The 26,266-nt window shown below is 64.4% G+C and carries 17 protein-coding genes; 5 read left to right on the top strand and 12 right to left on the bottom strand.

Annotated elements, in window-relative coordinates; translation table 11 throughout:
- Positions 1 to 158 precede the first annotated feature (158 nt).
- Both JWQ24_RS17165 and JWQ24_RS17160 read left to right on the top strand, forming a co-directional pair.
- A complete protein-coding gene (locus tag JWQ24_RS17165) occupies positions 159 to 1,136 on the top strand; it encodes an NAD-dependent epimerase/dehydratase family protein (protein ID WP_299810469.1) in 978 nt (325 codons plus the stop codon).
- Entirely contained in the window at positions 1,133 to 2,461 is a 1,329-nt protein-coding gene (locus JWQ24_RS17160; protein ID WP_299810467.1) for an FAD-dependent oxidoreductase, read from the top strand. Before JWQ24_RS17165 ends, JWQ24_RS17160 begins: the two co-directional genes overlap by 4 nt.
- Before the next feature lie 166 nt (positions 2,462 to 2,627).
- On the opposite strand, the gene JWQ24_RS17155 is transcribed toward JWQ24_RS17160, so the two are convergent.
- Positions 2,628 to 3,266, bottom strand: coding sequence for a DUF1109 domain-containing protein (locus JWQ24_RS17155; protein WP_299810465.1), 639 nt, complete (start codon positions 3,264 to 3,266; stop codon positions 2,628 to 2,630).
- Positions 3,267 to 3,268: 2 nt separating this feature from the next.
- Positions 3,269 to 3,814: a sigma-70 family RNA polymerase sigma factor gene (locus JWQ24_RS17150; protein WP_299810463.1), complete on the bottom strand. Its 546-nt coding sequence runs from the start codon at positions 3,812 to 3,814 to the stop codon at positions 3,269 to 3,271.
- 247 nt (positions 3,815 to 4,061) lie between these two features.
- Here JWQ24_RS17150 and JWQ24_RS17145 point away from each other — a divergent pair, with 247 nt between their 5' ends.
- Together JWQ24_RS17145 and JWQ24_RS17140 are read left to right on the top strand one after the other, a co-directional pair.
- On the top strand, positions 4,062 to 4,742 hold the full coding sequence (locus JWQ24_RS17145) for a hypothetical protein (protein ID WP_299810462.1): 681 nt from the start codon (positions 4,062 to 4,064) through the stop codon (positions 4,740 to 4,742).
- A gap of 102 nt (positions 4,743 to 4,844) precedes the next feature.
- Positions 4,845 to 5,624 (top strand): enoyl-CoA hydratase, encoded by a 780-nt coding sequence (locus JWQ24_RS17140; RefSeq protein ID WP_299810460.1) that lies wholly within the window; start codon positions 4,845 to 4,847, stop codon positions 5,622 to 5,624.
- Between the two features lie 71 nt (positions 5,625 to 5,695).
- Here JWQ24_RS17140 and JWQ24_RS17135 read toward each other — a convergent pair whose 3' ends face one another.
- The gene (locus JWQ24_RS17135; RefSeq protein ID WP_299810457.1) at positions 5,696 to 7,546 is read right to left on the bottom strand and encodes an acetyl-CoA hydrolase/transferase C-terminal domain-containing protein; all 1,851 of its coding nucleotides are present in this window, start codon (positions 7,544 to 7,546) and stop codon (positions 5,696 to 5,698) included.
- Positions 7,547 to 7,929: 383 nt separating this feature from the next.
- On the opposite strand from JWQ24_RS17135, the gene JWQ24_RS17130 reads away from it, so the two are divergent.
- Positions 7,930 to 9,291, top strand: coding sequence for a TolC family outer membrane protein (locus JWQ24_RS17130; RefSeq protein WP_299810564.1), 1,362 nt, complete (start codon positions 7,930 to 7,932; stop codon positions 9,289 to 9,291).
- A gap of 121 nt (positions 9,292 to 9,412) precedes the next feature.
- Here the strand turns inward: JWQ24_RS17130 and JWQ24_RS17125 are convergent, their stop codons facing one another.
- The 9 genes from JWQ24_RS17125 to JWQ24_RS17085 form a co-directional block, all read right to left on the bottom strand.
- Entirely contained in the window at positions 9,413 to 11,968 is a 2,556-nt protein-coding gene (locus JWQ24_RS17125; RefSeq protein WP_299810454.1) for an HWE histidine kinase domain-containing protein, read from the bottom strand.
- A 219-nt stretch (positions 11,969 to 12,187) separates the two neighbouring features.
- Positions 12,188 to 13,384, bottom strand: a complete 1,197-nt coding sequence (locus JWQ24_RS17120; RefSeq protein ID WP_299810561.1) for a urate hydroxylase PuuD — start codon at positions 13,382 to 13,384, stop codon at positions 12,188 to 12,190.
- Between the two features lie 147 nt (positions 13,385 to 13,531).
- Positions 13,532 to 16,660 (bottom strand): CusA/CzcA family heavy metal efflux RND transporter, encoded by a 3,129-nt coding sequence (locus tag JWQ24_RS17115; RefSeq protein WP_299810451.1) that lies wholly within the window; start codon positions 16,658 to 16,660, stop codon positions 13,532 to 13,534.
- A 36-nt stretch (positions 16,661 to 16,696) separates the two neighbouring features.
- Entirely contained in the window at positions 16,697 to 17,914 is a 1,218-nt protein-coding gene (locus JWQ24_RS17110) for an efflux RND transporter periplasmic adaptor subunit (RefSeq protein WP_299810448.1), read from the bottom strand.
- 174 nt (positions 17,915 to 18,088) lie between these two features.
- Positions 18,089 to 19,486 (bottom strand): CoA transferase, encoded by a 1,398-nt coding sequence (locus JWQ24_RS17105; RefSeq protein WP_299810445.1) that lies wholly within the window; start codon positions 19,484 to 19,486, stop codon positions 18,089 to 18,091.
- Between the two features lie 70 nt (positions 19,487 to 19,556).
- A complete protein-coding gene (locus JWQ24_RS17100) occupies positions 19,557 to 22,982 on the bottom strand; it encodes an error-prone DNA polymerase (protein ID WP_299810443.1) in 3,426 nt (1,141 codons plus the stop codon).
- Positions 22,979 to 24,544: a DNA polymerase Y family protein gene (locus JWQ24_RS17095; protein WP_299810440.1), complete on the bottom strand. Its 1,566-nt coding sequence runs from the start codon at positions 24,542 to 24,544 to the stop codon at positions 22,979 to 22,981. Before JWQ24_RS17095 ends, JWQ24_RS17100 begins: the two co-directional genes overlap by 4 nt.
- Positions 24,441 to 25,229 carry a DNA repair protein gene (locus JWQ24_RS17090; RefSeq protein WP_299810437.1) on the bottom strand — a complete coding sequence of 263 codons (789 nt, stop codon included), beginning with the start codon at positions 25,227 to 25,229 and terminating at the stop codon, positions 24,441 to 24,443. The genes JWQ24_RS17095 and JWQ24_RS17090 overlap by 104 nt, the downstream gene beginning before the upstream one ends.
- A 278-nt stretch (positions 25,230 to 25,507) precedes the next feature.
- Positions 25,508 to 26,257 carry a hypothetical protein gene (locus JWQ24_RS17085; protein ID WP_299810435.1) on the bottom strand — a complete coding sequence of 250 codons (750 nt, stop codon included), beginning with the start codon at positions 26,255 to 26,257 and terminating at the stop codon, positions 25,508 to 25,510.
- Positions 26,258 to 26,266 lie beyond the last annotated feature (9 nt).

Genomic DNA, 26,266 nt, shown 5'->3' with positions numbered 1-26,266 from the left:
GCGGCACGCGCTTCGTCATGGCTGCGCCATTGCGTCGCAACGCCTCTGGCGCTGACCTGCCATCCGCTGGCGAGCATCGACTTCGGCGCCGTCGCATTGATAGTGATGCAAGCGCCACGGCAATGCGGGCGCACGGATCATTTCGCGGGACGGCATACATGCGCGTTTTAATCACCGGCGCCGGCGGATTCATCGGCACAGCCCTGACCCGCGCGCTGCTGCAATCGGGCCAGCTTACCAACCGCGCCGGCGAGCGGCAGGCGATCGACGAAATCCTCCTCCTCGACACGCATCTGCCGGCCTGCGCCGACCCGCGGCTGAAGCCGTTGCAAGCCGACATCGCCACGCCCGCCACACGGCAGGCCATCGCGCAATGGCAGCCCGACAGCGTGTTTCATCTCGCCGCGGTGCTAACCAGCGCCGCCGAACAGGATCCTGCGCGCGCCCTCGCGATCAACGTCTTGGCGCTGGCCGAACTGATCGATGCGGTCGGCAACAAGATCGCGCCGCCGCGGCTGATCTTCCCGAGCTCGATCGCGGTGTTCGGCGGCTTGCTCCCGGACGATGTCGATGACGATCATCTGCAGCGGCCGCAGACCTCTTACGGCACCCACAAGGCGATCGCCGAGCTGATACTGGCCGACGCCACACGGCACGGCGTGATCGATGCCCGCGCGCTGCGGCTGCCGATCGTGCTGGTCCATCCTGGCCCGCCGACGCAGTCGGTATCCGACCGGATCGCCGCCATGCTGCGCGACAGCGCCGCCGGCAAGCCTTCCGTCTGTCCGCTGCGGCCGGACGCCAAGGTGGCCGTCGTATCGGTACAGACCGTGGTACGGAACCTGATCGCGCTGCACGATGCCGAGCCAGCCCGGCTGCGCGGCAAGCGCATGCTGAACCAGCCGGCGCTGACGGTGAGCATGACGGACATCGTGGAATCGATCACGCGTGTGACCGGCAGCGCGCCCGACATCTCCTTTGCGCCGGACGCCGAACTGAAAAAGATTGTCGATGGCTGGCCGAAGGGCTTAATTTCGACCCGCGCACCATCGGTCGGTATCGTCGCCGACAAGAGCTTCGATGATATCGTCCTCAACTATCTCTCTTACCTGTCATCAGGAAAATCCGCCGCATGAACGAAACCACGGCCGACATCTGCATCATCGGGGCCGGCTCATCCGGCATCGCGGTGGCCAAGGCGCTGCACGACAAGGGGCTCAGCTTCGACATCTTCGAGAAGGGCTCCGACATCGGCGGCATGTGGCGCTACGGCAACGACAACGGCCTGTCCTGCGCCTATCGCAGCCTGCACATCGACACCAGCCGCAACAACCTCGGCTATTCCGATTTTCCGATCTCCGCCGACAAGCCGGATTTTCTCTCGCATGCGCAGATGCTGGAATATCTGGAAGCCTATGCCGATCGGTTCGGCGCGCGCGCGCACATCCGCTTCAATTGCGAAGTCACCGCGCTTGAGAAGGACCGGTTGGGCTGGCGCGTCACCACCAACGAGGGCACACGTCACTACGGCGCGGTGATCGTCGCCAACGGCCATCTGTGGGACCCGCGCTGGCCGTCGTTTCCGGGCGCCTTCAACGGCACCGCCATTCACTCCAGCCAGTACCGCACCGCCCAGCCATTCGAGGACAAGAAGGTGCTGGTGGTCGGCATCGGCAATTCGGCGGTCGATATCGCGGTGGATCTGTGCAAGCGCGCCGGCCACGTCGCATTGTCGACCCGCACCGGCGCCTGGATCATGCCGAAGTACCTGATGGGAATTCCGGTCGATCGCTGGTCGTCCTTCTTCTCGCGGAAACTGAAATTGCCGACCCTTTGGGCCCGCCGGATCATGGCGCGGCTGATCTATCTCGGGGTCGGCGACCAGACGAGGTTCGGCATGCCGAAGCCGCAACATCCGATGTGGCGCGAACACGCCACGTTGAGCCAGGAACTGCTGCCCTATCTCGGCCACGGCTGGCTCTCGATCCGCCCCAACATCACCTCGCTCGACGGCGACGCCATCACCTTCGCCGATGGCAAAAGCGAACGCTTCGACGCGGTGGTCTACGCCACCGGCTACAAGTCCAGCTTCCCGTTTCTGGCGCCGGAGATTTTTGCCGTGCCGGAGACCGGCGGCATGGTTGATCTGTACCGGCGTATCACGCCGCCGAACCAGCCCGGCCTGTTCTTCGCAGGTCTGGTGCAGCCGATCGGGCCGACGATTCCGCTGGTCGAAATCCAGGCGCGCTGGATCGCCGCCGTGCTGTCCGGCAAGGTCACGTTGCCTTCGAACGCCGACATGGCGATCGAAGTCCGCAGCTTCCACCAGGAGAAGCAGCGCACCTGGCGGCATTCCGCGCGCTACACGCTGGAAGTCGATTTCAAGGACTATTCGGGCGAGCTGAACGGCGACATCGCCAACGCCGCGCGCGGGCGGGCGGCGGCAGCTTCGTCCCGCTAAAGCGTTTTAAGGTTGAACCGATCCGCGGGCTCCGTCGTTTCGAGTGCCCCGATTCATCTCAAACAGAAAAAGCGCCAGGTTCGATCGTTGACGCAGGAGGTGTTCCTTCCCTCGCCCCGCTTTTACCGGGCGAGGGAAGGATCCGCGCTTGTTGCAAAGTTGTTTACTAGTACTTCAGCCACCGCGCGCCGGCCAAGGCGCCGATCGCGGTCACCAGAGCGGTGGCCAGCGTGTACCAGGTCGCCACGAATAGCGGGGAGTCGTCGATGCAATGCGCGGCGTAGAGCGTCGCCGCCAGGCCGGAGGACAACAGCCCCGCCACCGCGCCAGCCAGCGCCGGGCGCGACGGCGCGCCCTGCCGCAACGCCAGCAGCGCTGCCGCCAGAATCGGCAGTGCCAACAGCGGGATCGCGGTCATGCACAGCATCGCGTTATGGCCCATCCAGCGCATCATCATCGGCGGCCGGTCCGGCATCATCATCTCGCCCGATATGCCGAGCGCGAGGATCAGCACTGGCGCCAGCAGCATCCAGCCCCAGTGGCGCAAGGACGCCTCCGGCCGCGACAGATGCAAGCTGATCGCGATCGCGGGAATTGCCAGCGCCAGCGTCACCACGAATTTCAGATCGAACAGCGGCGTGCGCATCGCGTGGCGGATATCCGGCCGCATCCCGATCGTCGACAGCAGCATTACGGCTGCCACCGGCAGCGCGACCATCAGCGCAAGCGCCAGCCCGTTGCCAACCGGCCGGCGGCGCTGCGCGTTATCGGCGGCCAGCGACTGGATCAGGCGCTCGGTGTCCATGGTCATTCCCTTCGCAATCCCGCCGCGAGCTTTGCCAGGGCGCGGTGCAACGCCACGCGCACCGCGCCCTCGGTCATCGACATCCTCAACGCGGTGTCCTTGATCGAGGCGCTGTCCACCGCGATCGATTGCAGCACCTCGCGCTGCCGCGAAGGCAGGCCCGCCAGATGCGTGGCGATCTCGCCTGGCGGCAGCGTCTCCGCCGGCTCCTCGCTCGGGATCACCTCGGCGAAATCATCGATATTAACGAACACCCGGCGACCGCGCCGGCGCAGCGCGTCGATCAGCTTGTTGCGCGCGATCGCAAACAGCCACGGCGCGAACGGCGCTTCGGGCTTCCACGTGTGCCGCTTCAGATGCACCGCCAGCAAAATGTCCTGCACGATATCCTCGGCCTGATCGGGCGGCTGGCCGGCCCGCGCCAAGCCGCTCCGCGCGCCCACGCGCAGCACCGGCGCGACCGACTTCAGCAGACGATGATACGCGACATCATCGCCCGCATTGGCCGACCGCATCAGATCGGTCCATTGGTCTTCGCGTCCGCGCACACGCGCTCCTGTAAAGCCATTCGGTCTGATTTCCGGTTTGTTACGCGCAGCCAAAAAAATACGGCGGCAACATGATCCGGCCAAGAACAGACCCGGTTCATACCACTATTCCTGTGATCCGGCACAGCGCCGGAAACTGCCGCGTTTTCGCCGGAGTTACGCGAAAATTCCCCTTTTCTGCCCTGCTGTGAACACGCGCGCAGCTTCCCTTGGCGCCATCGGGAGCGGGCATTTCGGGGAGATTGCCATGAACATCACATTCACCGGCCGGACGGCCTTGATCCTCGCCACAGGGTTGTGGATCGGCGTCGCGGGTCACGTCACGCAGGCGTCGGCGCAAAATGCGGAACCGGCCGCGACCACCGAGGCCTCGGAAGCGCCGGCGGGCAAGCCGATCGCGCTGAAGAAATATACCAGGCATCACAGTTCCAGAAAGAAGGACGCGTCCAGCAGCCACGCCGACAAGGTCAAGAGCGCCAGGACCAAAGCCTCCGAAGCCGTGCCCTCGGATACGCCGACTGAGACCGCCTCCCCAGCCATGCTGCCCGCCTCTATCGCCAATGCGAACGCACAGCTGTTCCCCGATTCGACGCTGGATCCGTTCACACAGGCTGTGCCGGTACCGCCCGGTCCGCTGCAGGCCGACGCGCTGCTGAAATCGGTCGGAGCCGAACCCCGGCAGGACGTGATCGGCCCGACGGATCCTGCCGCGAAGCTGGTTGCCGCCGACGAACTCAACGAGATCGACCGCAACGCCGACAGTGACCGCCCCGCATTGACGCTGGCCAGCGCCACCATCGATCCGCCTGTCGCGGCGACCTCCGCCGACAACTCGACCTGGGACAAGACCTCGCTGATCGGCAAGGTTTTCATTGCCTTCGGCGGCCTGCTGACGATGGCCTCGGCGGCGCGGATGTTCATGGCCTGACGCCGTTCCGGGCGGTGGCCTTCGGGCCTTGAACCGCCCGCCTTCTTCGCCCACATTGCGCGGCGGCCGAACCGGGCCGCCACGAACCATGCGGGAAGAAACATGAGCGACTTCGAACACATCATCGTCGAGCGCCAGGGTGCGGTCGGCATTCTCAAGCTCAACCGTCCGAAGATGCTCAACGCTTTGTCGTTCGGCGTGTTCAGCGAAATCCGCATCGCGATCGATGAACTGGAAGCGGATGATGCGATCGGCTGCATCATCGTCACCGGCAGCGAGAAGGCGTTCGCCGCCGGCGCCGACATCAAGGAGATGCAGCCGAAGAGCTTCATCGACATGTATTCGAGCGACTTCACACAGATTGGCGGCGACCGCGTCGCGACATGCCGCAAGCCGACCATCGCAGCCGTATCCGGCTACGCGCTGGGCGGCGGCTGCGAACTGGCGATGATGTGCGACATCATCATCGCGTCCGACACTGCGAAATTCGGCCAGCCGGAAATCACGCTCGGCACCATTCCCGGCATCGGCGGCACGCAGCGCCTGACGCGCGCGATCGGCAAATCCAAGGCGATGGACCTGTGCCTCACCGGTCGCATGATGGACGCCACGGAAGCCGAACGCGCGGGCCTCGTCAGCCGCGTCGTGCCGGCCGACAAGTTGATGGAAGAAGTCATCGCGATGGCGGAGAAGATCGCCGCGATGTCGCGTCCGGTGGCCTCGATGGCCAAGAACGCCGTCAACCGCGCATTCGAGACGCCGCTCACCGAAGGCCTCAAGGTCGAGCGCGACCTGTTCCACGCGACGTTCGCGCTGGAAGACCGCTCCGAAGGCATGGCTGCCTTCATCGAGAAGCGCAAGCCGGTGAACAAGAACCGCTGATAGCGGGAAGCGACGAGCCTCTCCACCATCGTCCCCACGAAAGCGGGGACGATGGTGGAGAGGCGAACAAATTACTTCGCCCTGCTCCGCATCAGAGCCGCGCTCACCAGCGCGCGGTAGGCGCGGTCTTTCAGCGTCGCCGGTGCATCGAGGCCGAGTCTTGCAAGACACGCCTCGTCCTCCACGTCCGCCTTGCGCGTCACACCTTGCCACAGCATGGCCGCCAGACGCTGCGGCGAATCCAGTGCCGCGCTCAGCACCTGCAAGGCCGGGATCAGGCGCTGCTCCACTTCCGTGAAATCACTACCGAATGGAAACATCGGCAGCAGCCCGGCGTCACGTGCCGGCTTCAGCGCCGTGGCAACGCGCTCCGGCGTGTTGTCGCGATGCAAGGCTGCGATCTCGAAATGCTTCGGCAGCTTGCCGGCGTCCTTGGCCTGTCGCATCAGTTCGGGCTGGAAGCGCGAATCCGCAACCGACAGCATCGCGGCGATCACTTCGGCGTCCGACCTGCCGCGGAGATCGGCGACGCCGTATTCGGTGATGACGATATCGCGCAGATGCCGCGGGATGGTCTCGTGGCCATAGCTCCAGCGGATGTTGGACGCGGGCTTGCGGCCGGCGCGGGTCGCCTCCAGCGTCAGGATCGAGCGCGCGCCTTCCAGCGCAAAGGCTTGCGAAACGAAATTATACTGGCCGCCGACGCCGCTGACGACCTGGCCGTTTTCGAGCCCGTCGGACACCGCCGCGCCCAGCAAGGTCGCCATCATCGTGTTGTTGACGAAGCGCGCATCGACGCGCGCGGCGCGCTTGGATGCTTCATCGCCGTACAGTTCGTTGGTGAACGACACCGGCATCATCCGGATTTTCGCCAGCCGCTCCGGCGCCCGCTCGCGCAATGACGTGTAGAACGATTTCGGGCCGAGGAAAAACGCGCCGTGCAGAATGACGCCGTCGATCTCGCGCTTCAGCACGTCGGCATCGATCAGCCCGAGGAACGCCTCGAACAGCATCTCGCTGACGCCGTACAGCCCCTTCTCGAACGTCCCCACCTCGACACCCCTCGCATCCGGCGAAAGCCGCGCCATGACGTCGCGATACGCCGCATTGTCGCGGTGCCGGATGATCAGCCCCTGCGCCAGCGCGTCGCCGACCTGGCCGATGCCGATCTGCAACGTGCCGCCGTCGCGCACCAGACCCGCGGCGTGCAGGCCGATCGCATATTTGGTGTCGCTGACCGGTTCCGACGGCGGCGCGAACAACGGAAAGTCGGTCGCAGCACTATCGAGCACCGCGCTGAAGTCGGAGCCATCCAGATCGCCCGGCCCCGGCATGAACGGCAGCTCTGAATTCACCTGCCCGATCAGCTTGAACGAGGCGCGGCCTTCCGCGCGGGCGCGCATCAGGTCTAGCGTGGTGTCGGTGTTGCAGCTCAAGCTGTAGCGCGGCTCGCCATCGACGATGCGCCTGGCCACCAGCTGCGTGATGACGTTGAGCCCGCGCGCGAGCAGATAGGACGCCGCATGGGTGTAGTTCGCTGAAATGTAGTTCTGCTGCGCGTGCGGCACGCGCAACCATTTGCCGGCGAGGAAGAAGAACTCGATCACCTCGATATTTTCGGGCAATGCGTCGGCGTGTAACGCGCCGGCATAATCGAGATCGGGATAGCCGCCGAACAGCCGATCGATCACCGGCGCGATGAAGCGCCGCTCCAGTTCGGCGGATGGCTTCGGCTTCTCCAGCGTCAGCGCCGAGAACAAGGTCAGGCGGATGCTGCGGTCGGCCGCCGCGCGACGGTACAGCGCGTTGACGACATGGTTGGCCTTGCCGAGGCCGAGCGGCAGACCGACCACCAGCGTGGTGCCGACATCGCGAATGATGTCTTCCGCGATGGCTTCGGGGTCGGCAAATAGTTTCGGCATGGCTATTCCAGCTGGCAACATCGCACGCCCGCACGGGATCGCGCGGCTGCGCAGACGCTGTTACCATTGCGCGCGTGTTATTCAGAAATGTGTCTGACAAGCAACACACGGCTTCGTATGGACACCGGCTTGTTGTCACATTCCCGCACCCGGCATTTGCCGCTAGGGTTTTGATCAATCAAGCAAATCGCGCATTGAAATGCCCTGTGGGGAACACGCCAAAGCGTGCGGGATGGTCGCCGGATGGTTTGCCTGCGATGGCAACGCCCTCTACATATACAAGCGACGTCGGCCGGGGCGGATGTCCAAAATTGCTTTGGGATAAAATGATTCGGGTTCACGGGAGATTTCGCCTCGCTGCACATCGCGTGCTTCGCGCAGGCATGGTGATCGGCCTCTCCGGCTGCAGCGCCTTCGCTGTGGCCGCGGCGCATGCCGAGACCGTTCCGGAAGCGCTCGCCAAGGCCTATCAGTCCAATCCGCAATTGAATGCCGAGCGGGCGCGGCAACGCGCCACCGACGAGAACGTGCCGCAGGCGATGGCCGGCTACCGGCCGCAGATCGCCGCCACTTTGGGCTACGGCCTGCAGGCGGTGCGCAACCTGCTGGTCGACAATACCATCGCAGGCGCTACGCTGAAGCCGTGGACGATCGGCGTCACCGTCACGCAAACGTTATACAACGGCAACAAGACCGCCAACAGCGTCCGCGTCGCCGAGGCGCAGGTGCAGTCCGGCCGCGAGGCGCTGCGCAATGTCGGCCAGGGCGTGCTACTCGATGCCGTGATCGCCTATACCAACGTGCTCGCCAACCAGTCGCTGGTCGAAGCGCAGCGCGCCAACGTCACCTCGTTGAAGGAAACGCTGGGCATCGCGCAGAAGCGGCTCAATGCCGGCGACGTCACGCCGACCGATGCCTCGCAGGCCGAAGCGCGGCTCGCGCGCGGCCAGGCCGACCTCAATGCCGCCGAAGTCAATCTCGCGATCAGCCAGGCAACCTATATGCAGGTGATCGGCCAGGCGCCGCAGCGGCTGAGCCCGGCCGAGCCGATGGACCGCCTGCTGCCGCGCAGCCGCGAGGACGCCATCGCGCAGGCCTTCAAGGGCCATCCGGCGGTGATCGCCGCGGGTTTCGACGTCGATGTCGCCACGACCACGATCAAGCTCGCTGAAAGCAGCCTGCTGCCGACCGTAACGCTGCAGGGCAGCGCCAGCCGCTCGCGCGATTCCGATCCGACGCTCGGCACCTTCGGCACCGACCAGGCCTCGATCGTCGGCCAGTTGAACGCGCCGATCTATGATGGCGGCCTTGCCGCGGCCCAAACCCGGCAGGCCAAGGAACTCTCGACGCAAAGCCGTCTGGTGCTCGATCAGGTGCGCAACCAGGCCCGCACCGCGGCCACTGCCGCCTGGGTTTCCAACGAAGGCGCCAAGACGGCGGTCAGCGCCGCCGAAGCCGAAGTCCGCGCCGCCGGCGTAGCGTTGCAGGGCGTGCTGCGCGAGACCCAGAGCGGCCAGCGCACCACGGTCGATGCCCTGAACGCACAGCAGGATCTGGTCTCGGCGAAAGCCCGCCTGATCGGCTCGCAGCGCGACCGCGTCATCGCCTCCTATTCGCTGCTCAGCGCGATCGGCCGGCTCGACGTCAAGTCGCTCGGCCTCAACACGCCGGACTACCTGCCCGAAGTGCACTACCATCAGGTCCGCGACGCCTGGCACGGACTGCGCACGCCGTCGGGACAGTAGCGGCTGGCATTGCCATCGACCCGACCACCATCCTCATGGTGAGGAGCGCGCCACCTGGCGCGCGTCTCGAACCACGGCCTGTGTCGGCCATCCAATCGAGGCGCGGGACGTGACGCCGCGCCTACCCTTGCTTCCCCATTGCCACCGTCAGGGCCGCGACCAGCGCCGTGACGTCGTAGGGCTTGCGCACGATCGGCACGTGGCCGAACTCCGGGGGGATCAGGCTGGTGTCGCCGTAGCCGGTGGCGAACACGAAGGGGATGTTGCGCGACAGCAGCGCATGCGCCACCGGCAGCGAATTGCCACTTCCGAGATTGACATCGAGGATCGCGACGTCGGGGTGGAAGATCGTCAAACCATGCAGCGCCTCCTTCACCGAGGATGCGGTCTCGACGGTGGCAGCTCCCTCGCGCGCCAGCATGGTCTGCACATCCATCGCGATCAGCAACTGGTCCTCGACCATCAGGATGCCCAGGCCGCGCATCGAGGTCTGCGGCGTGTGGTCGGCGACATCGACGGGGATCGACTGCTTCGCCTGCGACATCGGCCAGGTGACGAAGCGGCCGGGGATCAGCATCCGCACGCGCGCGCCCTCCTCCTCGTAATCGACTTCGCTCTCGCCGCCGAGATCGTAGGGGATGCTGCGGCCGATCAGCATCGAGCCGAATCCCGGTTTCGCCATCGGGCGGAGGCGCGGCCCGTCGCGCTCCAGCCAATGGACCTCGCAATCACCCGGCGCATTGCGCTGCCACTGCAGTGAAAGCCGGCCGTTGCGGACCGACAGCGCGCCGTATTTGGCGGCGTTGGTGGCCAGCTCATGCAGCACCAGCGCCAGTACGGAAAAGGCACGCGCGTCGAGCAGCACGTCGGGACCGTCGAGCGTAATCCCTGCCGTATGGTCCTGATAGGGCGACAGCTCGGCCTCGAGCAACTCGCGCAAACCGCCGCCGCCGCCGCCGCGGATCACCTGGTCATGCGCCAGCGACAGCGCCTGGATGCGGCCCTTCAGCGACGTCACATAATCCTCGATGCTGCGGCCCTGCTCGACCGGATGCGAGACCAGCGACTTGATCAGCGCCAGGATGTTCTTGACGCGGTGGTTGAGTTCTTCGTTGAGCATCTTCTGGCGCAGCTCGGCCTTGTGCCGCTCGTCGGCCAGAAGTTCGCCGTGCCGCATCACCACTTCCACCAGCGCCATGCGGGCGGCTTCGGCGGCATCGCGCTCGCTGGAGAGCCAGGGCTGCGATTGCCGCTCAACCTCCTGCTTCCAGATCGCAAAACTCCTGCGCGGCGTCAGGCGGTCGCCGAACGGGCCGCTCTCGTAGCGTTTGTTGGGATCGCCGCCCCAATTGACGGTCTGTGCGACTTCCTTGCGGAAGAACAACAGATAGTCGCGCGGCAGCTGCGATAGCGGCACCGCGAGCACGCCGGATACTTCCGCGCGATAATCTTCCGCACCGGGCAACCGTTCGCTCAAGGCACTGGTGGCCCAGACGCCGCCTTCCCCGACCGAACGGATGAAGGCCATCAACGCCGGCACCGCCACCATCGGCGGCACGCTGCCGAAAGTCGTCCAGGTCTTGTTGATGAAGAGCCCGATGCCATCGCAGGGCAACAGCCTGGTGAAATCCGGCACGCTGTCGCGCAGCAGGTCCTCGACCTCGCCATGCGGCGAAATGTTCTGCATCAGCCGATCCAGGAAATCGCGCGCGCGAGCGCTGGATTCGATGCGGCTCTTCTGGATCAGCGCCTCCAGTTGCAGCGAGAAGAACTCGCCGAACATTTCGGCGGCGATGCGCTTTTCCATCGGCAGGACGCGCGGCTCATAGTGGTGGCAGGCAATCAGGCCCCACAACACGCCGCCGCTGATGATGGAGATCGACATCGACGCGCCCACCCCCATATTGCGGAGATATTCGCAATGGATCGCCGAGACGCTGCGCAGCTGCGCAAACGACAGGTCCAGCGGCTCGCCCGACGCGTCGATCGCCGGTTCGATCGCAACACGCTCGCCGCTCGAATCCGAAACGATGCGCAGGGTGTTCTGCAAATAGAGCGCGCGCGCCTGCTGCGGAATGTCGCTGGCCGGAAAATGCTGGCCATGAAAGCTCTCCAGGTCGCTGCGCCTGGCTTCGCTGATGACCTTGCCGGAGCCGTCATGGGCGAAGCGGTAGATCATCACGCGGTCATAGCCGAGCGCGGCGCGCAACAGCCGCGCCGCACTGTCGAACAGCGCGTCGAGTTCGGCGATCTGGCCGATCCGTCCCATCAGCAGCCGCGCCAGTTCCAGCGGCGGCGGAGTTTCTGCATTGATCGACGGCTCAAATTCAACGATGTGGATGCCCTGGTGGCGGTGCACCGCGATATTGAACGTGCCCGGCGAATGCGCGAGCTTGACATCTAGCAGGAGCCCGGGCCGCGCGAGATTGCCCCATCTGGCGACGGCGTTGCGGATGTCGTGGGTCGCCCGCTCGCCGATCAGTTCGTCGAGCATGCGGCCGTTGATCTCGCGGCCTTCAAGACCCAGCACCGCGGCGGTATTGACCGAATGGCGGCGCACCACCGACACCGAGCCGTCACAAGCCAGCAGGCAACCGTGCGACTGGATACTGCCGGGGATGTGGATAGGCTCACGGTCGCAATTCGTCAGATCGACGTTATCGATGATCGCCGGCATGAATTAATTCTCAGCTCACCCGCCCGGACTTACAGCTATCCGAACAGTTCGAACAATTTTGTCAAATGACGGATTCGCGCGCTCTTCGAATCGCCGGCGGGATCACGGGAGCGCCGCATGGACGGCCCAATGGGGAACATCGGACAACAAAGCGCGCGCGATTTTGATCCCCCCTATCAGAAAGAAAAATTGCGCCTCACCTGCCGATCAAAATAGGGGTCAGTTAGTCGCCCCGGTGGCCAGCCAGGCGGCAATGGTGGCGCGCTCGGCAGCGGTCATTTCCGTGACGTTGCCCGGCGGCATGGCGTTCGACCAGGCCGCGTTGCGGCCGATCAGGCGGGCATAGCGTTGAATATGGCGGGCGTCGTCGAGCAGGATGGCTTTCGGCGCAGTGGTGATCGAGCCCCACACCGGTTCCGCGGCATGGCACATGCTGCAGCGGGTCAAGACGATCTCCTCCACCGCCGCAAAGTCCACCTTCGCCGGCACAGCGCCGGTCTGGACGTCGCGCGGGCCCGCCGCCGACAGCAGGAAAATGGCGATCATGCCCAGGGCGGCGACGCCCCACACCCACCACGGCGACGGCTTGCCGGCGTGGCGGGAATTGAAGAAATGCCGGATCACCGGGCCGAGCGCCAGCACGATGGCGACGATCGCCCAGTTGTAGCGGGTCGCGAACAGCAGGGGATAATGGTTGCTGATCATCAGCACGATGACCGGCAGCGTCAGATAGTTGTTGTGGACCGAGCGCTCTTTCCCGGCCGCGCCCCAGCGGCGATCCGGCGTCTGCCCCGTCAGCAAGGCTGCGACAATCTTCTTCTGGTTCGGGATGATGGTGGCGAAGACATTGGCGACCATGATGGTGCCGACGATGGCGCCAATCTGGTTGAAGGCGCCGCGGCCGCTCAGCACATGGGTGAAGGCGTAAGTCAGCCCGACCAGGAACAGGTAGCCGCCGATCGCGAACGGCACTTCATGGCGCGCGAGGCCCGAACGGCACGCCGCCTCGTAGAGCAGCCAGGCCAGAACAAGACTGCCGAAGCTGAACAAGCCGGCCTGGGTCGGCGTCAGATCCATCACCGACTTGTCGACCAGGAACAGGTCGGCCTCGAGGTAATAGACGATGATGACGAGCACGAAGCCGGACAGCCAGGTGGTGTAGGCCTCCCATTTGAACCATGTCAGTTCACTGGGCATCGCCGCAGGTGCGACCAGATATTTGACGATCCGGTAGAAGCCGCCGCCATGCACCTGCCAGGCCTCGCCCTTGACGCCATCCGGCAGGCCCTGGCCCGGCTTCAGGCTGAGGTCGAGCGCGATGAAGTAAAACGAACTGCCGATCCATCCCATCGCCGCCACCACATGCAGCCAGCGAAAAATCAAACTGGCCCATTCAGTCGCAACGGATTGCCACAGCATCGCGGATCGTTCCCCATTCCATCCAGCGCAAACCGTATTTCTGGCACGGCGCAGCCGTGGTCCGGTTGACGCAAATCAAAATCGAGGGGGCACTTGACCTCCCCCGCCGCGCGAAGCTTCGCGGGGCGAGGTGAAGTTAGCGCCCTACCGCCCCTGCGTCTTGCGCGAGAATACCGAGATCAGCACCGGCAACGTGATCAGGATCACGAACGGGGCCAGCATCATGCCGACCACGACCACCACGGCCAGCGGCTTCTGCACCTGCGAGCCGATGCCCTCGGACAGCGCGGCCGGCAGCAATCCGATTCCGGCGACGATGCAGGTCATCAGCACCGGGCGCAATTGCAGTTCGCCGGTGCGGATCACCGCCTTGATGCGCTCATAGCCCTCATCGATCAGCTGGTTGTACTGCGACAGGATCAGGATGCCGTCCATGACGGCGATGCCGAACAGAGCGATGAAGCCGATCGCCGCCGAGACGCTGAACGGAATGTCGAAGATCAACAGACCGACCACGCCGCCGAAGATCGCCATCGGGATCACGCTCATCGCCAGCAGCGTATCGGCCATCGAGCCGAAGTTGAACCACAAGAGCACGCCGATCAGCAGCAGACTGATCGGCACCACGATCGACAGCCGCGCAATCGCATCCTGCAGGTTGCCGAACTCGCCTACCCATTCGGCGCGTGAGCCGGCCGGCAGTTGCACTTGCGCTGCGACCTTGTCCTGCGCCTCACGGATCGCGCTGCCGAGGTCGCGCTCGCGTACCGAGAACTTGATCGGCAGATAGCGTTCCTGGCCCTCGCGGTAGATGTAGGCCGCGCCCGACACCAGATTGATCGTCGCGACTTCGCTGAGCGGAATCTGGGTGATAGCGCCGTTCGGCCCGGCCGCACCGATCCGCAGGTTCTGGATCGCTTCAGCGCTCTTGCGATATTCCGGTGCGAGACGAACGATGACCGGAAAATGGCGATCGGAGCCGGGCTCGTCGAGATCGCCGGCGCTGTCGCCGCCGATCGCCACCTTGATGGTGGCGTTGATATCGCCCGGCGACAGGCCGTAGCGCGCGGCCTTGGCGCGGTCGATATCGATCTGGATGGTCGGCTGTCCCAGCGAGGTGAACACCGCCAGATCGGTGACGCCCTGTACGGTCGCCAGCACCGACTTGATCTTGTTGGCGGTGACGGTCAGCGCCTCCAGATCGTTGCCGAACAGCTTGATGGAATTCTCGCCCTTCACGCCGGACACGGCTTCGGAGACGTTGTCCTGCAAATATTGCGAGAAGTTGAATTCGACGCCGGGAAACTTGTTCTGCAGATCCTTCAGCAGCCGCGCCGTCAGCGCATCCTTGTCCCGCGGCGCCGGCCATTCGCTGGAGGGCTTCAGCGGGGCGAAGAACTCGGCGTTGAACAGGCCTGCGGCATCGGTGCCATCATCCGGGCGGCCGTGCTGCGACACCACGGATTCCACTTCGGGCTGCGCGTTGATCAGCTTGCGCATCTCGTTGACGTAGCCGTTGCCCTCCTGCAGCGAGATGGTCGGCGGCAGGGTGGCGCGGATCCACAGGTTGCCCTCCTCCAGCTTGGGCAGGAATTCGAGCCCCAGCATGCGCGCGAGAATGACGGTGAGCACCACCAGCGCGATGCCGGCGCCGAGCACGATCTTGCGGCTGGCGACGGCCCAGTTCAGGATCGGCGTATAGGCACGGTGCAGCTGCCGCATGATCCAGGTCTCGGTCTCCTGCACATGGGCGGGCAGGATGATCGCGGACAGCGCCGGCGTGATCGTGAAGGTCGCGATCAGGCCGCCGGCCAGCGCATAGGCATAGGTCCGCGCCATCGGCCCGAAGATATTGCCCTCGACGCCGGACAGCGTGAACAGCGGCAGGAACGCCGCGATGATGATTGCCGCAGCAAAGAAGATCGAGCGCGACACGTCGGACGAGGCGCTGAGGATGCCGTGGCTTTTCATGCCCATCACGGTCTCGGGCGAAATGTGGCTGGCCTCGGCCTCCGACAATTGGGTCGTATGCGACAGCCGGCGGAAGATCGCCTCCACCATGATCACGGTGCCGTCGACGATCAGGCCGAAGTCGATCGCGCCGACCGACAACAGGTTGGCGGATTCGCCGCGCAGCACCAGGATGATGACGGCGAAGAACAGCGCGAACGGAATCGTCGCGCCGACGATCAGCGCGCTGCGCAGATTGCCGAGGAACAGCCACTGCAGCAGCACGATCAGCAGGATGCCGACCACCATGTTGTGCAGCACGGTGTGGGTGGTGACGTCGATCAGGTCCTTGCGGTCGTAGATGCGTTCGATATGCACGCCGGGCGGCAGGACGCTGGAATTGTTGATCGCCTTCACGGCCTGTTCGACGCGGGCGATGGTCGGCGAAGACTTCTCGCCGCGGCGCATCAACACGATGCCCTGGACGATGTCATCGTCCTGGTTGAGCCCGGCGATGCCGAGCCGCGGCTTCTCGCCGACCGAGACGGTGGCGACGTCCTTGACCAGCACCGGGTTGCCGGATGTCTGCGAGATCATGGTGTCGCCGAGATCCTCGATCGAGCGGATCAGGCCGACGCCGCGCACCACGGCGGACTGCGCGCCGATGTTGACGGTGTTGCCGCCGACGTTGATGTTGGCGTTGCCGACCGCGGTCAGCAGTTGCGGCAGCGTCAGGCCGTAGGCAGCGAGCTTGCTGAAATCGACCTGGATCTCATACGTCTTGGTCTTGCCGCCCCAGCCGGTGACGTCGATGACGCCCGGCACCGAGCGGAAGCGGCGCTGCAGCACCCAGTCCTGCAACGTCTTGAGATCGAGCACGCTGTAGTTCGGCGGCCCGACGAGACGATAGCGAAAGATTTCGCCGATCGCCGACAACGGCGAAATGCCGGGCTGCACGTTGCCCGGCAGCGGCGCCAGCTGCGACAGCCGGTTCAGCACCTGCAGCAGGGCTTCGTCATAAGTGTAGACGAACGAGAACTGCAGTTTGACGTCGGACAGGCCGTACAGCGAAATCGTGCGGATCGTCTTGAGGTTCTTGATGCCGGCGACCTGGGTCTCGATCGGAATCGTGATGTAGCGCTCGATCTCCTCCGACGACAGGCCGGGCGACTGCGTGACGATGTCGACCATCGGCGGCGTCGGATCGGGATAGGCTTCGATGTTGAGCTGGTTGAAGGCGATCACGCCGCCGATCAGCACGGCGAGGAACATCCCCACCATCAAAAAACGGCGGTTGACGGCAAGGGCGACGAGACGATCCATCCAGATCGGACCTTTCAGAGCAGTCGGAACTGGGGATTAGCTGGCGGACGCCGCGCGATCGATGAACAGGCTGCCTTTGGTGACGATGCGCTCGCCCGGCCGAAGATTGCCGTAGACCTCGACGAGATTGCCGTTGATCAGGCCGGTCTTGATGACGCGCAGTTCGATTGTCTTGTCGTCGTCATGCGCGACCCAGATGCGCACCTGGTCGCCTTCATAGATCAGCGCCTGCCGCGGCACGCCGACGGTCGGCTGATCACCCGGCGCAAAGATCGTCACCGTGGCGAACATTTCCGGCTTCAGGGAGCCGCTGGCATTGTCGAGGGTGGCGCGCACCAGCAGCCGGCGCGTCGCCGGGTCGAGCGCGGTGGCGACGTAGTTGATCTTGCCGGTCAGCACGCGGCCGGGCAGCGCCAGCACGTTGAACGTCATCTCCTGGCCGAGTTCGACCGCGGAGGCTTCGGTCTCGCGCACGAAAGCGGTCAGCCATACCGACGAGAGGTCGCCGATCACGAACACCGGATCGGCGGCGCCGGCGCTGACGAACTGGCCGGGGCCGATCTTGCGCTGCACGACGGTGCCGGCGATCGGGGCGTAGATGGTGGTTTCCGGATTGATGCGGCCCTTGTCCTGAAACGCGGTGATGGCTTCCTCGGTGAGGCCGAGAATCCGCAGCCGGTTGCGCGCGGCTTCCAGCGCGGTCTCGGCCGAGCGCTGGTCGTTCTGCGCCTGGAACAGGGTCGCCTGGGTCTGCTGGTAATCCTTTAGCGGCACCGCGCGGCCCTCGAACAGGTCCTTGGCGCGCTTGTCCTGAATCTGCGCCAGCTCGAGCTGCGACTTCGCCTTGTTGAGGCCGGTCACGGCGCTGATGAAATCGTTCTGCGCGCCGACATTGTCGGCAGCCTCAATCGTGAACAGCGGCTGGCCCTGCTTGACGCTGTCGCCGGGCTTGGCGAGCAATTTGGTCACGCGTCCGGCATAGGGCGAAAATACCGGCGTCGACTTGTCTTCATCGACGGCAATCTTGCCTTCGGTGACATGCTCGGCGCGAAACGCGCGCGCACTGACCGGCTCGACGGTCAGGCTGGCCCATTCGGCCGGTGTCGTGGTGTAGAGCTGCGGATTCTTGCGCGACTGGCTGGACATTTCGGAATTGCGGCGCGGCGCTTCGCCACCGCGCGTCAAGGCGACGACGCCGATCCCGACGACCGCCGCGGCAGCCATGCCCAGTACGATGTGCTTTTTACTAAGCATTTGAAATCGTTTCTTTAAAACTCGTCGCCCGACACCCTCTATGAAAGGGCCGGGCAATCTGCGGCGTTTGGTCCCAGTACAACGCTAGTAGTGCGTATCCGGGCGGGCAGACAATCAAAAAACGCATGCATGCGTACGAATTTCCGTGAAAACTTCGCAATGAAGTGAACGGGGTCAGCCGAACACCGGCCAGTGCGCTGCATCATTTCCAAGCGGTACCGCCGGACGCACCCATTTGGCAGGCGTCCACGATAGCACGGCTGCATGACGAACAGCCGACAGCAGGCCGAAACCGGAAGGGGTTTCTTCCAGCAACGGCGCGATGCCGGCGCGCATGATATCTGCGGCGGTCAGGCCGTCCTGAAGGCGGCCCATCTGCCAAAGCCACTGCGCGGTCCGCGCCAGCGAGACCTCGACATGCCAGCTGCCACCTTCGCGCGCCTGCCGCGCCCGCGCCATCATCGCGCCGAACGCCATCAGATAGCCGGTGGCGTGGTCGAGTATCTGCGCCGGCAATTCCTTCGGCCCTGCGACACCGGCTGCCTGCCCCTCGGCATGATTGAAGCCGGTCGCGCACTGCACCAGCGAGTCGAAGCCGCGGCGGTCCGACCATGGCCCGGCCCGGCCATAGGCCGACAGCGAGACATAGACGATGCCGGGACTGATCGCCGCGACGTGCTGCGGCGAAAGACCGAGTGCCGCCAGCGCGTTCGGGCGATAGCCCTGCGAGAAAATATCGGCCTGTGGCAGTAGCGCGCGAAGTGTATCCAAGCCCTGCCTGGTCGTAAGATCGATGAAGCTCGACAGCTTGCCGCGGCCAGTGTCGATGGTCAGCCACGGGATCGCCGGCAGTTGCGGCCCGGACACCAGCATCACTTCGGCGCCATGCGCGGCCCATGTGCGGCCGGCGACGGGACCGGCAATGACGCGCGACAGGTCAAGCACGCGCAGCCCCGCCAGCGGCCGGTCGCCGGCCGGCCACGGCTTCGGCGCCGCCTCGCCTGTTCTCGTGATTTCGACCAGTGGCAAAGCCGCGATCGAAGCGGCCTGCGGCAACGCCATCCATTGCTCATGGCTGCGCATCAGCGCCACCACGCCGCCGGCCGCATAGGCCGCGGTCTCGAAGGCTTCTCCGTTCCAGTGCCGCAGCGCCGCCTGCACGGCTTCACGCTCCGGCGCGCAGTTCAACACGCGGCAGACGGCGTCGCGGTGGTGTGGAAAGTTGGTGTGCAGCCGGACGAACCTTCCATCGCCGGTTTGGTAGACCCCCGCGATCGGATCCCACAGCGACGGCGGCGGCGCGCTGTCGCGTTGCAGGTAGCGCTCGGAACGGCATTCGACGACGGCGTGACGCATGTCGACCGAAATCTGCTGCGACTGTCCGCTGCGTTGCTTCCATATCTCGGCCGCAGCGAGTCCCGCCGCCGCGATGCTGATTTGTGCTGCCGCCCCGACACGAAACGACGACGGCAATTGCGGCTCTTCGCCGGTCAGCGTCACGCCGTCGAGCGCAGCCGCATCGCCGCCGGTGGAAGCCCAGAGATCGGCTAGAAGGTCGAGGGGGGATTGCATGACGAGGACGTTTCCATGAGATGCGTATTATCGATGCGTACTATCCTATCGCCGGACGAGGCAAGAAACCTCAATGAAAATCCCTGGACCGTGGCAGGATACGGACATCGCGGGGATGGCGGATTTTTTGCGCGGGGTTGTCGGGGTGCTCGCGGCGGTCGTCGTTAACAGGCTCGATCAGCGCCGGGCCGATCGGGATCGCCGGCCGGGACGCGAGATTATCGGACAGAGCGTTCATCTCGTGGCTGCGATCGAACAACCGTTCCGCTACCAGATGGACTACTTTTTCCGGACTGCTCTGGATGCGTCCCTCAACCATCAGCAGCCGCGCGCCCATCACCTCCTTGCGGAACTGCTCCATGATCGCCGGCCACACCACGACATTGGCGATCCCGGTCTCGTCCTCCAGCGTGATGAACACCACGCCATTGGCGCTGCCCGGCCGCTGCCGCACCAGCACCACGCCGGCGCAGCGCACCCGGCGGCCGTTGCTCTTGGTATCGGAGACGCTGCGGCAGGTCGTGACCTTCTCGGCGTCGAACATCTCCCGCAAAAATTCCAGCGGATGGCCCTTCAGCGACAGCCGCAGGGTCTGGTAGTCGGCGACGACCTGTTCGGAGCGCGGCATCTGCGGCAAAGGAGCCGCATTTTCATCCGGCTGCTCGCGCGCCTGCGCGGTCTCGAACAAAGGCAACGCCACATCATCCGGCAACCGCCTGACAGCCCACAGCGCCGCGCGACGGTCGAGACCGATCGAGCCAAACGCATCGGCATCCGCCAGCTGAATCAGCGCCCGCTTCGGCAGCGCGGTGACGCGCGCGAAATCCTCCAGCGAGGTGAAAGGGGTTTTCGCTCGTGCCGCGACGATGCGCGCGCCAAAATCCTCGGCAGCAGGCTTGCCGGCCTTCGCCCGCTCGCGCTCCTCGTCAGGATCGGCCCAGGTGAAACCGTCGATCTGTCGAAAACCCAGCCGCACGGCGTGATAGGGCCCGCAGCGTTCCTCCAGCGTGTTCTGGCTATGGCTGAACGACACGTCGATATTCCGGATCACGACGCCGTTCTCGCGCGCATCGCGCACGATCTGCGACGGCGCGTAAAATCCCATCGGCTGCGAGTTCAAAAGCCCGCAGCAAAATGCATCGGGATGGTAATGCTTCAGCCAGGACGAGACATAGACCAGTTGCGCAAAGGCGGCGGCGTGGCTCTCGGGGAAACCGTAGCTGCCAAAGCCTTTAATCTGCTCGAAGCAGTTCTGCGCGAATTTCTCATCGTAACCACGTGCAATCATGTTGCCGACCATCTTGGTCTCAAAACTGCCGATTGTTCCGATGTTGCGGAATGTCGCCATCGCCCGGCGCAATCCATTGGCTTCTTCCGGCGTGAATTTTGCGGCCTCGATGGCGATCCGCATCGCCTGCTCCTGGAACAGCGGCACGCCGAGCGTCTTGCAGAGCACGTCACGCAACTCGTTTTTATTTCCCCCCTTGGGAAAGGGATATTCGATGTCTTCCTCCCGCATCAAGCGCCGCTTGAGATAGGGATGCACCATGTCGCCCTGGATCGGGCCGGGGCGGACGATCGCGACCTCGATGACGAGATCGTAAAAATTCTTCGGTTTCAGGCGCGGCAGCATGTTCATCTGCGCGCGGCTTTCGACCTGAAACACGCCAAGGGATTCGCCGCGCTGGAGCATCTTGAAAACATCTTCGGCATCGGGGGCTTCGACCTTGATATCCTTGAGCTGGAAACGCGGACCTTTGTGATCGGCGATCAGATCGAAGCACTTGCGGATGCAGGTCAGCATGCCCAGCGCCAGCACATCGACCTTCATCATCTTCATGGTCGCGACGTCGTCCTTGTCCCATTCGATGAAGGTACGGTCATCCATTGCCGCGTTGCCGATGGGCACATAGGTATCGAGCCGGTCCTGGGTCAGCACATAACCGCCGACATGCTGCGAAAGATGGCGGGGAAATTCGATCAACTCGGTGGCCATTGCGATGGCGCGCGCAATCATCGGGTTCTGCGGATCGAGCCCGGCCTGCTTGACCTGCATCTCGTTGAGGCCAGTGCCCCAGCTTCCCCACACGGTGTCGGCCAGCGCCGAGGTGACGTCCTCGGTGAGGCCCAGCGCCTTGCCGACATCGCGGATCGCCGAGCGCGGTCGATAGTGAATCACAGTGGCGATGATGGCCGCGCGATGCCGGCCGTAACGGCGATAGACATATTGCATCACCTCCTCGCGCCGAATGTGCTCGAAGTCGACATCGATATCCGGTGGTTCAAGACGCTCCTTTGAAATGAAACGTTCGAACAGCAGATTTACCTCGGCGGGATTGACCGAGGTAATATCCAGCATGTAGCAGACTGCGGAATTCGCCGCCGATCCCCTGCCCTGGCACAGGATGTTCTGGCTGCGCGCATATCGAACGATGTCGTGGACTGTCAGAAAATAATGCGCGTAATCGAGTTCGGCGATGAGCGCGAGTTCCTTTTTCAGGGTTTTCTCCAGCTTCTCGTCGATGATCCCCGGGAAATGCCGCTCCAAACCCTCCCATGTCAGATCTTCCAGATGCTGTTGCGCGGTCTTGCCGGGAGGCACCGGCTCGTCGGGATACTGGTATTGAAGCTGGTCGAGCGAAAACGTGATGCGATCCGCAAAGCCGATCGTCTCGTGGATCGCTTCGGGATAATCGCGAAACAGCCTCGCCATCTCAGCGGCAGGTTTCAGATGCCGCTCGGCATTCATCTCCAGCACCCGACCGGCGCTCTCGATGGTGGTCTTTTCGCGAATGCAACTGACCACATCCTGCAGCATGCGGCGATCGGGCGTGTGATAGAGCACATCGTTGGTCGCGATGACAGGCAGGCGGGCGGTCGACGCGACGCGCTGCAATCTGGCCAGGCGCCGCTTGTCGTCGCCGCGATGAAACAGGCAGGCCGCGAGCCAGACGCCTTCCGCAGGCAGATGCGACAACGCGGCGAGCACGCTTACCGTCAGACTGACATCGAAGCGATAGGCCGGCATCAGCACCAGCAGCAGACCCTCACTGAATTCGGCGAGGTCGCCGAACTGCAGATGGCATTCGCCCTTGCCGGCGCGCAGCTTGCCTTGACTGAGCAGCCGGCACAGCCGGCCATAGGCCTCGCGATCCCGGGGATAAGCGAGGATATCCGGCGTCCCGTCATTAAAGACGAGCCGCGTCCCTATCAGCAATTTTGGCTTATGCGTCAGATCCTTGTTATCCAGCTCGGCATAGGCACGCACCACGCCGGCCAAGGTGTTGTGGTCGGCGATGCCGATCGCATGCAGCCGGTATTCACTGGCTTGATGCACATAATCTTGCGGATGCGATGCGCCGCGCAGGAACGAGAAATTGCTGGTGACACCGATCTCGGCATAGTCAGGCGCGCCAGCGCCGCGAGGCAACTTGCTGCCGTCAGGCGCGCCAGCGCCGCCAGGCACATTCGTGCCACCGGGCGCGGACGCCTTCATGCGAACAGCCCGTGCATGAACCATTTCGGTTCGACGACTTCCCCATACAGACCGTTTCGGAAAAGCCAGAACCGCTGCCCTGCTTCATCCTCGATCCGGAAATAATCGCGCGTCGGCATTGCGTCCTGCGCGCGCCACCATTCCATACTCACCCGCTCGGGTCCTTCCACATGAACGATCCTGTGAAAGGCACGCCGCCAGGTGAAATGTTTCGGCGGCTTGTCGGGCGCTTCAACGAGGCCAACATCGATCAATTCGGGATGCTCGAACAATCGCAGTGGCCGCAATGGCGGTTCGTCCTCGGTACGCGCCGGCCATACCGCCGTCGATGCCGCGATCAAATGATGCTGCGCAGGTGCGGCCCGCATCGCGCGTTCGGGAATGTGCGTATCGACCGGCAGATGCACGATGACGCGGCGGGGGCCGACCCGCGCCGCGATGCGGTCGATCAAGGCGGCCAACTCGTCATTGTCATGCACATTGGCGTCGAGGTCGCGCTGCTGCTGCACCACGATCTCGGTACGCCCCGCGGAGAGGCGGATGAGATCGAAACCGAAACCGGGATCGAGCGGATCGGCAATTGCATCGAGGCGCTCGCGGAACAGCCGGTCGATCACGGCTACCTTAGTGACGGCCTGCCCGGTCTCCACGACAATGGAGCGCACCGCGCCGTCGGTGCGGAAGAAGCTCGCCTCCAGGCGTCGCGCGCCCTTGCCCTGTTTGTCCATCGCGCCGACCAGCATGGTCGCGAGGCTGGAGAGCGTCGCCGATATCACGCCATCGGTGGCGATGGGCTCGGGGAAACGTTTCTCGACGATGTAATCCGGCAGCGGTTTTCGCGGGGAGATCGGCGCGTCCGATTGCCCCAGCGCCTGCTCCAGCAGTGCGGTGAAATCCGCGCCGAACCGCGCAGTAATCTCAAAGCGGGCGCGCGAGGCGACATCACCAATGGTCTTCAGCCCGGCGCGGCGCAGCCCGTTGGTGATCGCCTGACCGGCGCCGAGCGTGAACACCGGCAGCGCCCGGACCGCCTCGGCCTCCGCGCCATCCGCGACGATGCGGCCGTGACTGTGGCGGCAGAGCGTGCGCGCGCAGACCGAGGTGCCGGCGATTGCGGCGCTGACGATAAAGCCCTGCGCGACGAGCGCGCGGCACAGCATCTGCATCAAGGCGGCCTCGCCGCCGAACAGATGTGCGCAGCCGGTGATATCGAGGAACAGCGCACCCGGCGCATCGAGCGCCACCAGAGGCGTGAAGCGGTCGCACCAGTCCGCGATGTGATTGAGCAGCAACCTGTCGGCTGCGGGATCTGCGTCGAATACCTGCACATCCGGGCAGACCGCGCGGGCATTCGCCAGCGGCAAGCCAATCTCGAGTCCGAATTTGGCCGCGGCGTCGTCCAATGCGGCAATCTGCAGCGCGTTGCTGTGCCTGGCGACGACGATGCTGGCTTGATGATTAACCGGCGCGCCGCTGTGCGAGCGCAGGCGTTGCAGGCGATCGGTAGGCAGCCGCGGCAGCCACAGGCTGAGAATGCGGCGCTTCACGGAAAAGGCACTCATCACACTTCCATTCCATGATCCAGTGGCCGTTCGGGCCATGACGATTTCGAACCAGTTGCGCATCCAGCATCGGCGCGCCCCATGCCTGCCAGGGCGAACCGGGCGGCGAATGCGCGGAGCGCACGATCCATCTTGTTTCCGCGGTCGATGCGGTCGGCGTCGCCGCCACCCGCAGCAGCAGCGCGGTGACGCCGGAGCCGCGCGCCGCCAGCGTCAGCTTGCGGCTGGCCACCAGATCGAATGGCTTGCTCTCGCCAAAACTCTCCAGCACCACGCAGCCCAGCGCGTCGCAGGCCAGCGCGTCCGCCGTGGTGCGCAATGCCGTCTCGACATCGGGCGCGCGCACGGTCACGAGGCTGCGCGGATCGAGCCCGAGTTCCTGCCAGCCTGATATCGCCAGCGCGCCTGTCTCGCGTTCGGAAAAATCCTGCCGGATCCACAGCAGCGGCCGCCTGGCGCTGATGCGCTGCGCCAGCCCCGCGATGAAGCCGGTTGCCGCCGCGCTCTGGCGGCCCTCGCAGAACACCTCGTGCAGCGCACCGCGCGCCAGCCCGCCCTGCAGCGCCATGTCGGCCTCGGCGTGGCCCAGCGATACGCGATCCGGCGCATAGGTATCCGCGTGCGTCTCGATGCGCTCTATGCTGCCGCGCAGATGCGCAAGCGTGTCCGTGCGTACGCCGCTCATGCGCCGCTCCTCTGGAAATATAGGCAATCACAGGTCTCTCAGAGAACCAACGATTGGCTCAATTGTTCATGATATGTTCTAATATAAAGCCAAGACAGCCCGCGGAGTCAATCGGATTCAGGCAAGCCGCCCGTTCACATCTCAAGACCATTCCGGATTACGAGCCCTTCGTCGATGACCTCAGGGGCGTCGCGAAGCATCTGAGCAAGGCGGCGAGAGCCGCGTGATGATGTCGTGCCCACGAACGCGGGAACGACATCACCAGCGATCCCGCCAGCCTAGATCACGAATTCCCGCATCACGCGCCTGGTGTCTATCTCGAACTCCATGTCGAGCACCGGCGGCCGCGCGAAGTGCCAGTTCAGGCCGGCGTGCGCGGCGCCCTGGCGAACCAGTTCGTCCACGACCAGGGCATGGAAATCATGCACGGTGTAGACCTGCGTGCCCGTGGTGTCGCTCCAGGCGAAACCCAGTGCTTCCAGACGCTGCGTGATGGAGCGGACTGTGAAATTCACTTTCTCCTGCCAGCCTTCCGGGCTGAGATCGCGGTAGCGCACCAGCCGCTCCACAAAGCTGCCCGGACCGCCGCGGACTTCGCCGCCACCGGAAATCACGCAGCTTGGCCTGGCGCCCAGCATCGGCCGCGTGAACGAGAACGCGTAGAACGACGGCTCCGTCGGCGGGTCGATTTCCGGACAGACATTGCTGCGCGCGACGGGATTGTTGTCGCTCGTGCCGTCGTAGATGCCCCATTCGACCAGCGTCTTGACGTAATGCTGGTTGAAGGCACGAAAGCCGTCGCTATCCACCGCGGCGGGCGAACGCAATTCGCAGGCGCACAGCGCGGTCAGCGGACGGCCGGCGCCGAGGATGTAATCGGCGATCAACGAGAAACCATCCGCCAGCGGCACCAACTTGTCGAAGCGCACGCGTTCGATTTCGAAATCCGCATGAGCTGCGACACCGCTGGAGAACTGGAATCCTGCCGGAATGTAGCGATAGTTGCCGGCCGCAAAATCAAGCGTCATGGGTGTTTC

Origin of the sequence: Tardiphaga sp. (assembly GCF_028290495.1) — a bacterium.
Classification (GTDB): Bacteria; Pseudomonadota; Alphaproteobacteria; order Rhizobiales; family Xanthobacteraceae; genus Tardiphaga.
Note: the sequence above shows the minus strand (reverse complement) of the source record. Positions and strands in the feature narration are given on the sequence as shown.

What these genes read in the sequence shown, in the direction of transcription:
- JWQ24_RS17115 (WP_299810451.1), bottom strand. Translation starts at nt 16,660, where the DNA reads ATGGATCGTCTCGTCGCCCTTGCCGTCAACCGCCGTTTTTTGATGGTG.
- JWQ24_RS17160 (WP_299810467.1), top strand. Translation starts at nt 1,133, where the DNA reads ATGAACGAAACCACGGCCGACATCTGCATCATCGGGGCCGGCTCATCC.
- JWQ24_RS17095 (WP_299810440.1), bottom strand. Translation starts at nt 24,544, where the DNA reads ATGAGTGCCTTTTCCGTGAAGCGCCGCATTCTCAGCCTGTGGCTGCCG.
- JWQ24_RS17130 (WP_299810564.1), top strand. Translation starts at nt 7,930, where the DNA reads ATGGTGATCGGCCTCTCCGGCTGCAGCGCCTTCGCTGTGGCCGCGGCG.
- JWQ24_RS17165 (WP_299810469.1), top strand. Translation starts at nt 159, where the DNA reads ATGCGCGTTTTAATCACCGGCGCCGGCGGATTCATCGGCACAGCCCTG.
- JWQ24_RS17105 (WP_299810445.1), bottom strand. Translation starts at nt 19,486, where the DNA reads ATGCAATCCCCCCTCGACCTTCTAGCCGATCTCTGGGCTTCCACCGGC.
- JWQ24_RS17125 (WP_299810454.1), bottom strand. Translation starts at nt 11,968, where the DNA reads ATGCCGGCGATCATCGATAACGTCGATCTGACGAATTGCGACCGTGAG.
- JWQ24_RS17090 (WP_299810437.1), bottom strand. Translation starts at nt 25,229, where the DNA reads ATGAGCGGCGTACGCACGGACACGCTTGCGCATCTGCGCGGCAGCATA.
- JWQ24_RS17155 (WP_299810465.1), bottom strand. Translation starts at nt 3,266, where the DNA reads ATGGACACCGAGCGCCTGATCCAGTCGCTGGCCGCCGATAACGCGCAG.
- JWQ24_RS17135 (WP_299810457.1), bottom strand. Translation starts at nt 7,546, where the DNA reads ATGCCGAAACTATTTGCCGACCCCGAAGCCATCGCGGAAGACATCATT.
- JWQ24_RS17110 (WP_299810448.1), bottom strand. Translation starts at nt 17,914, where the DNA reads ATGCTTAGTAAAAAGCACATCGTACTGGGCATGGCTGCCGCGGCGGTC.
- JWQ24_RS17100 (WP_299810443.1), bottom strand. Translation starts at nt 22,982, where the DNA reads ATGAAGGCGTCCGCGCCCGGTGGCACGAATGTGCCTGGCGGCGCTGGC.
- JWQ24_RS17145 (WP_299810462.1), top strand. Translation starts at nt 4,062, where the DNA reads ATGAACATCACATTCACCGGCCGGACGGCCTTGATCCTCGCCACAGGG.
- JWQ24_RS17085 (WP_299810435.1), bottom strand. Translation starts at nt 26,257, where the DNA reads ATGACGCTTGATTTTGCGGCCGGCAACTATCGCTACATTCCGGCAGGA.
- JWQ24_RS17140 (WP_299810460.1), top strand. Translation starts at nt 4,845, where the DNA reads ATGAGCGACTTCGAACACATCATCGTCGAGCGCCAGGGTGCGGTCGGC.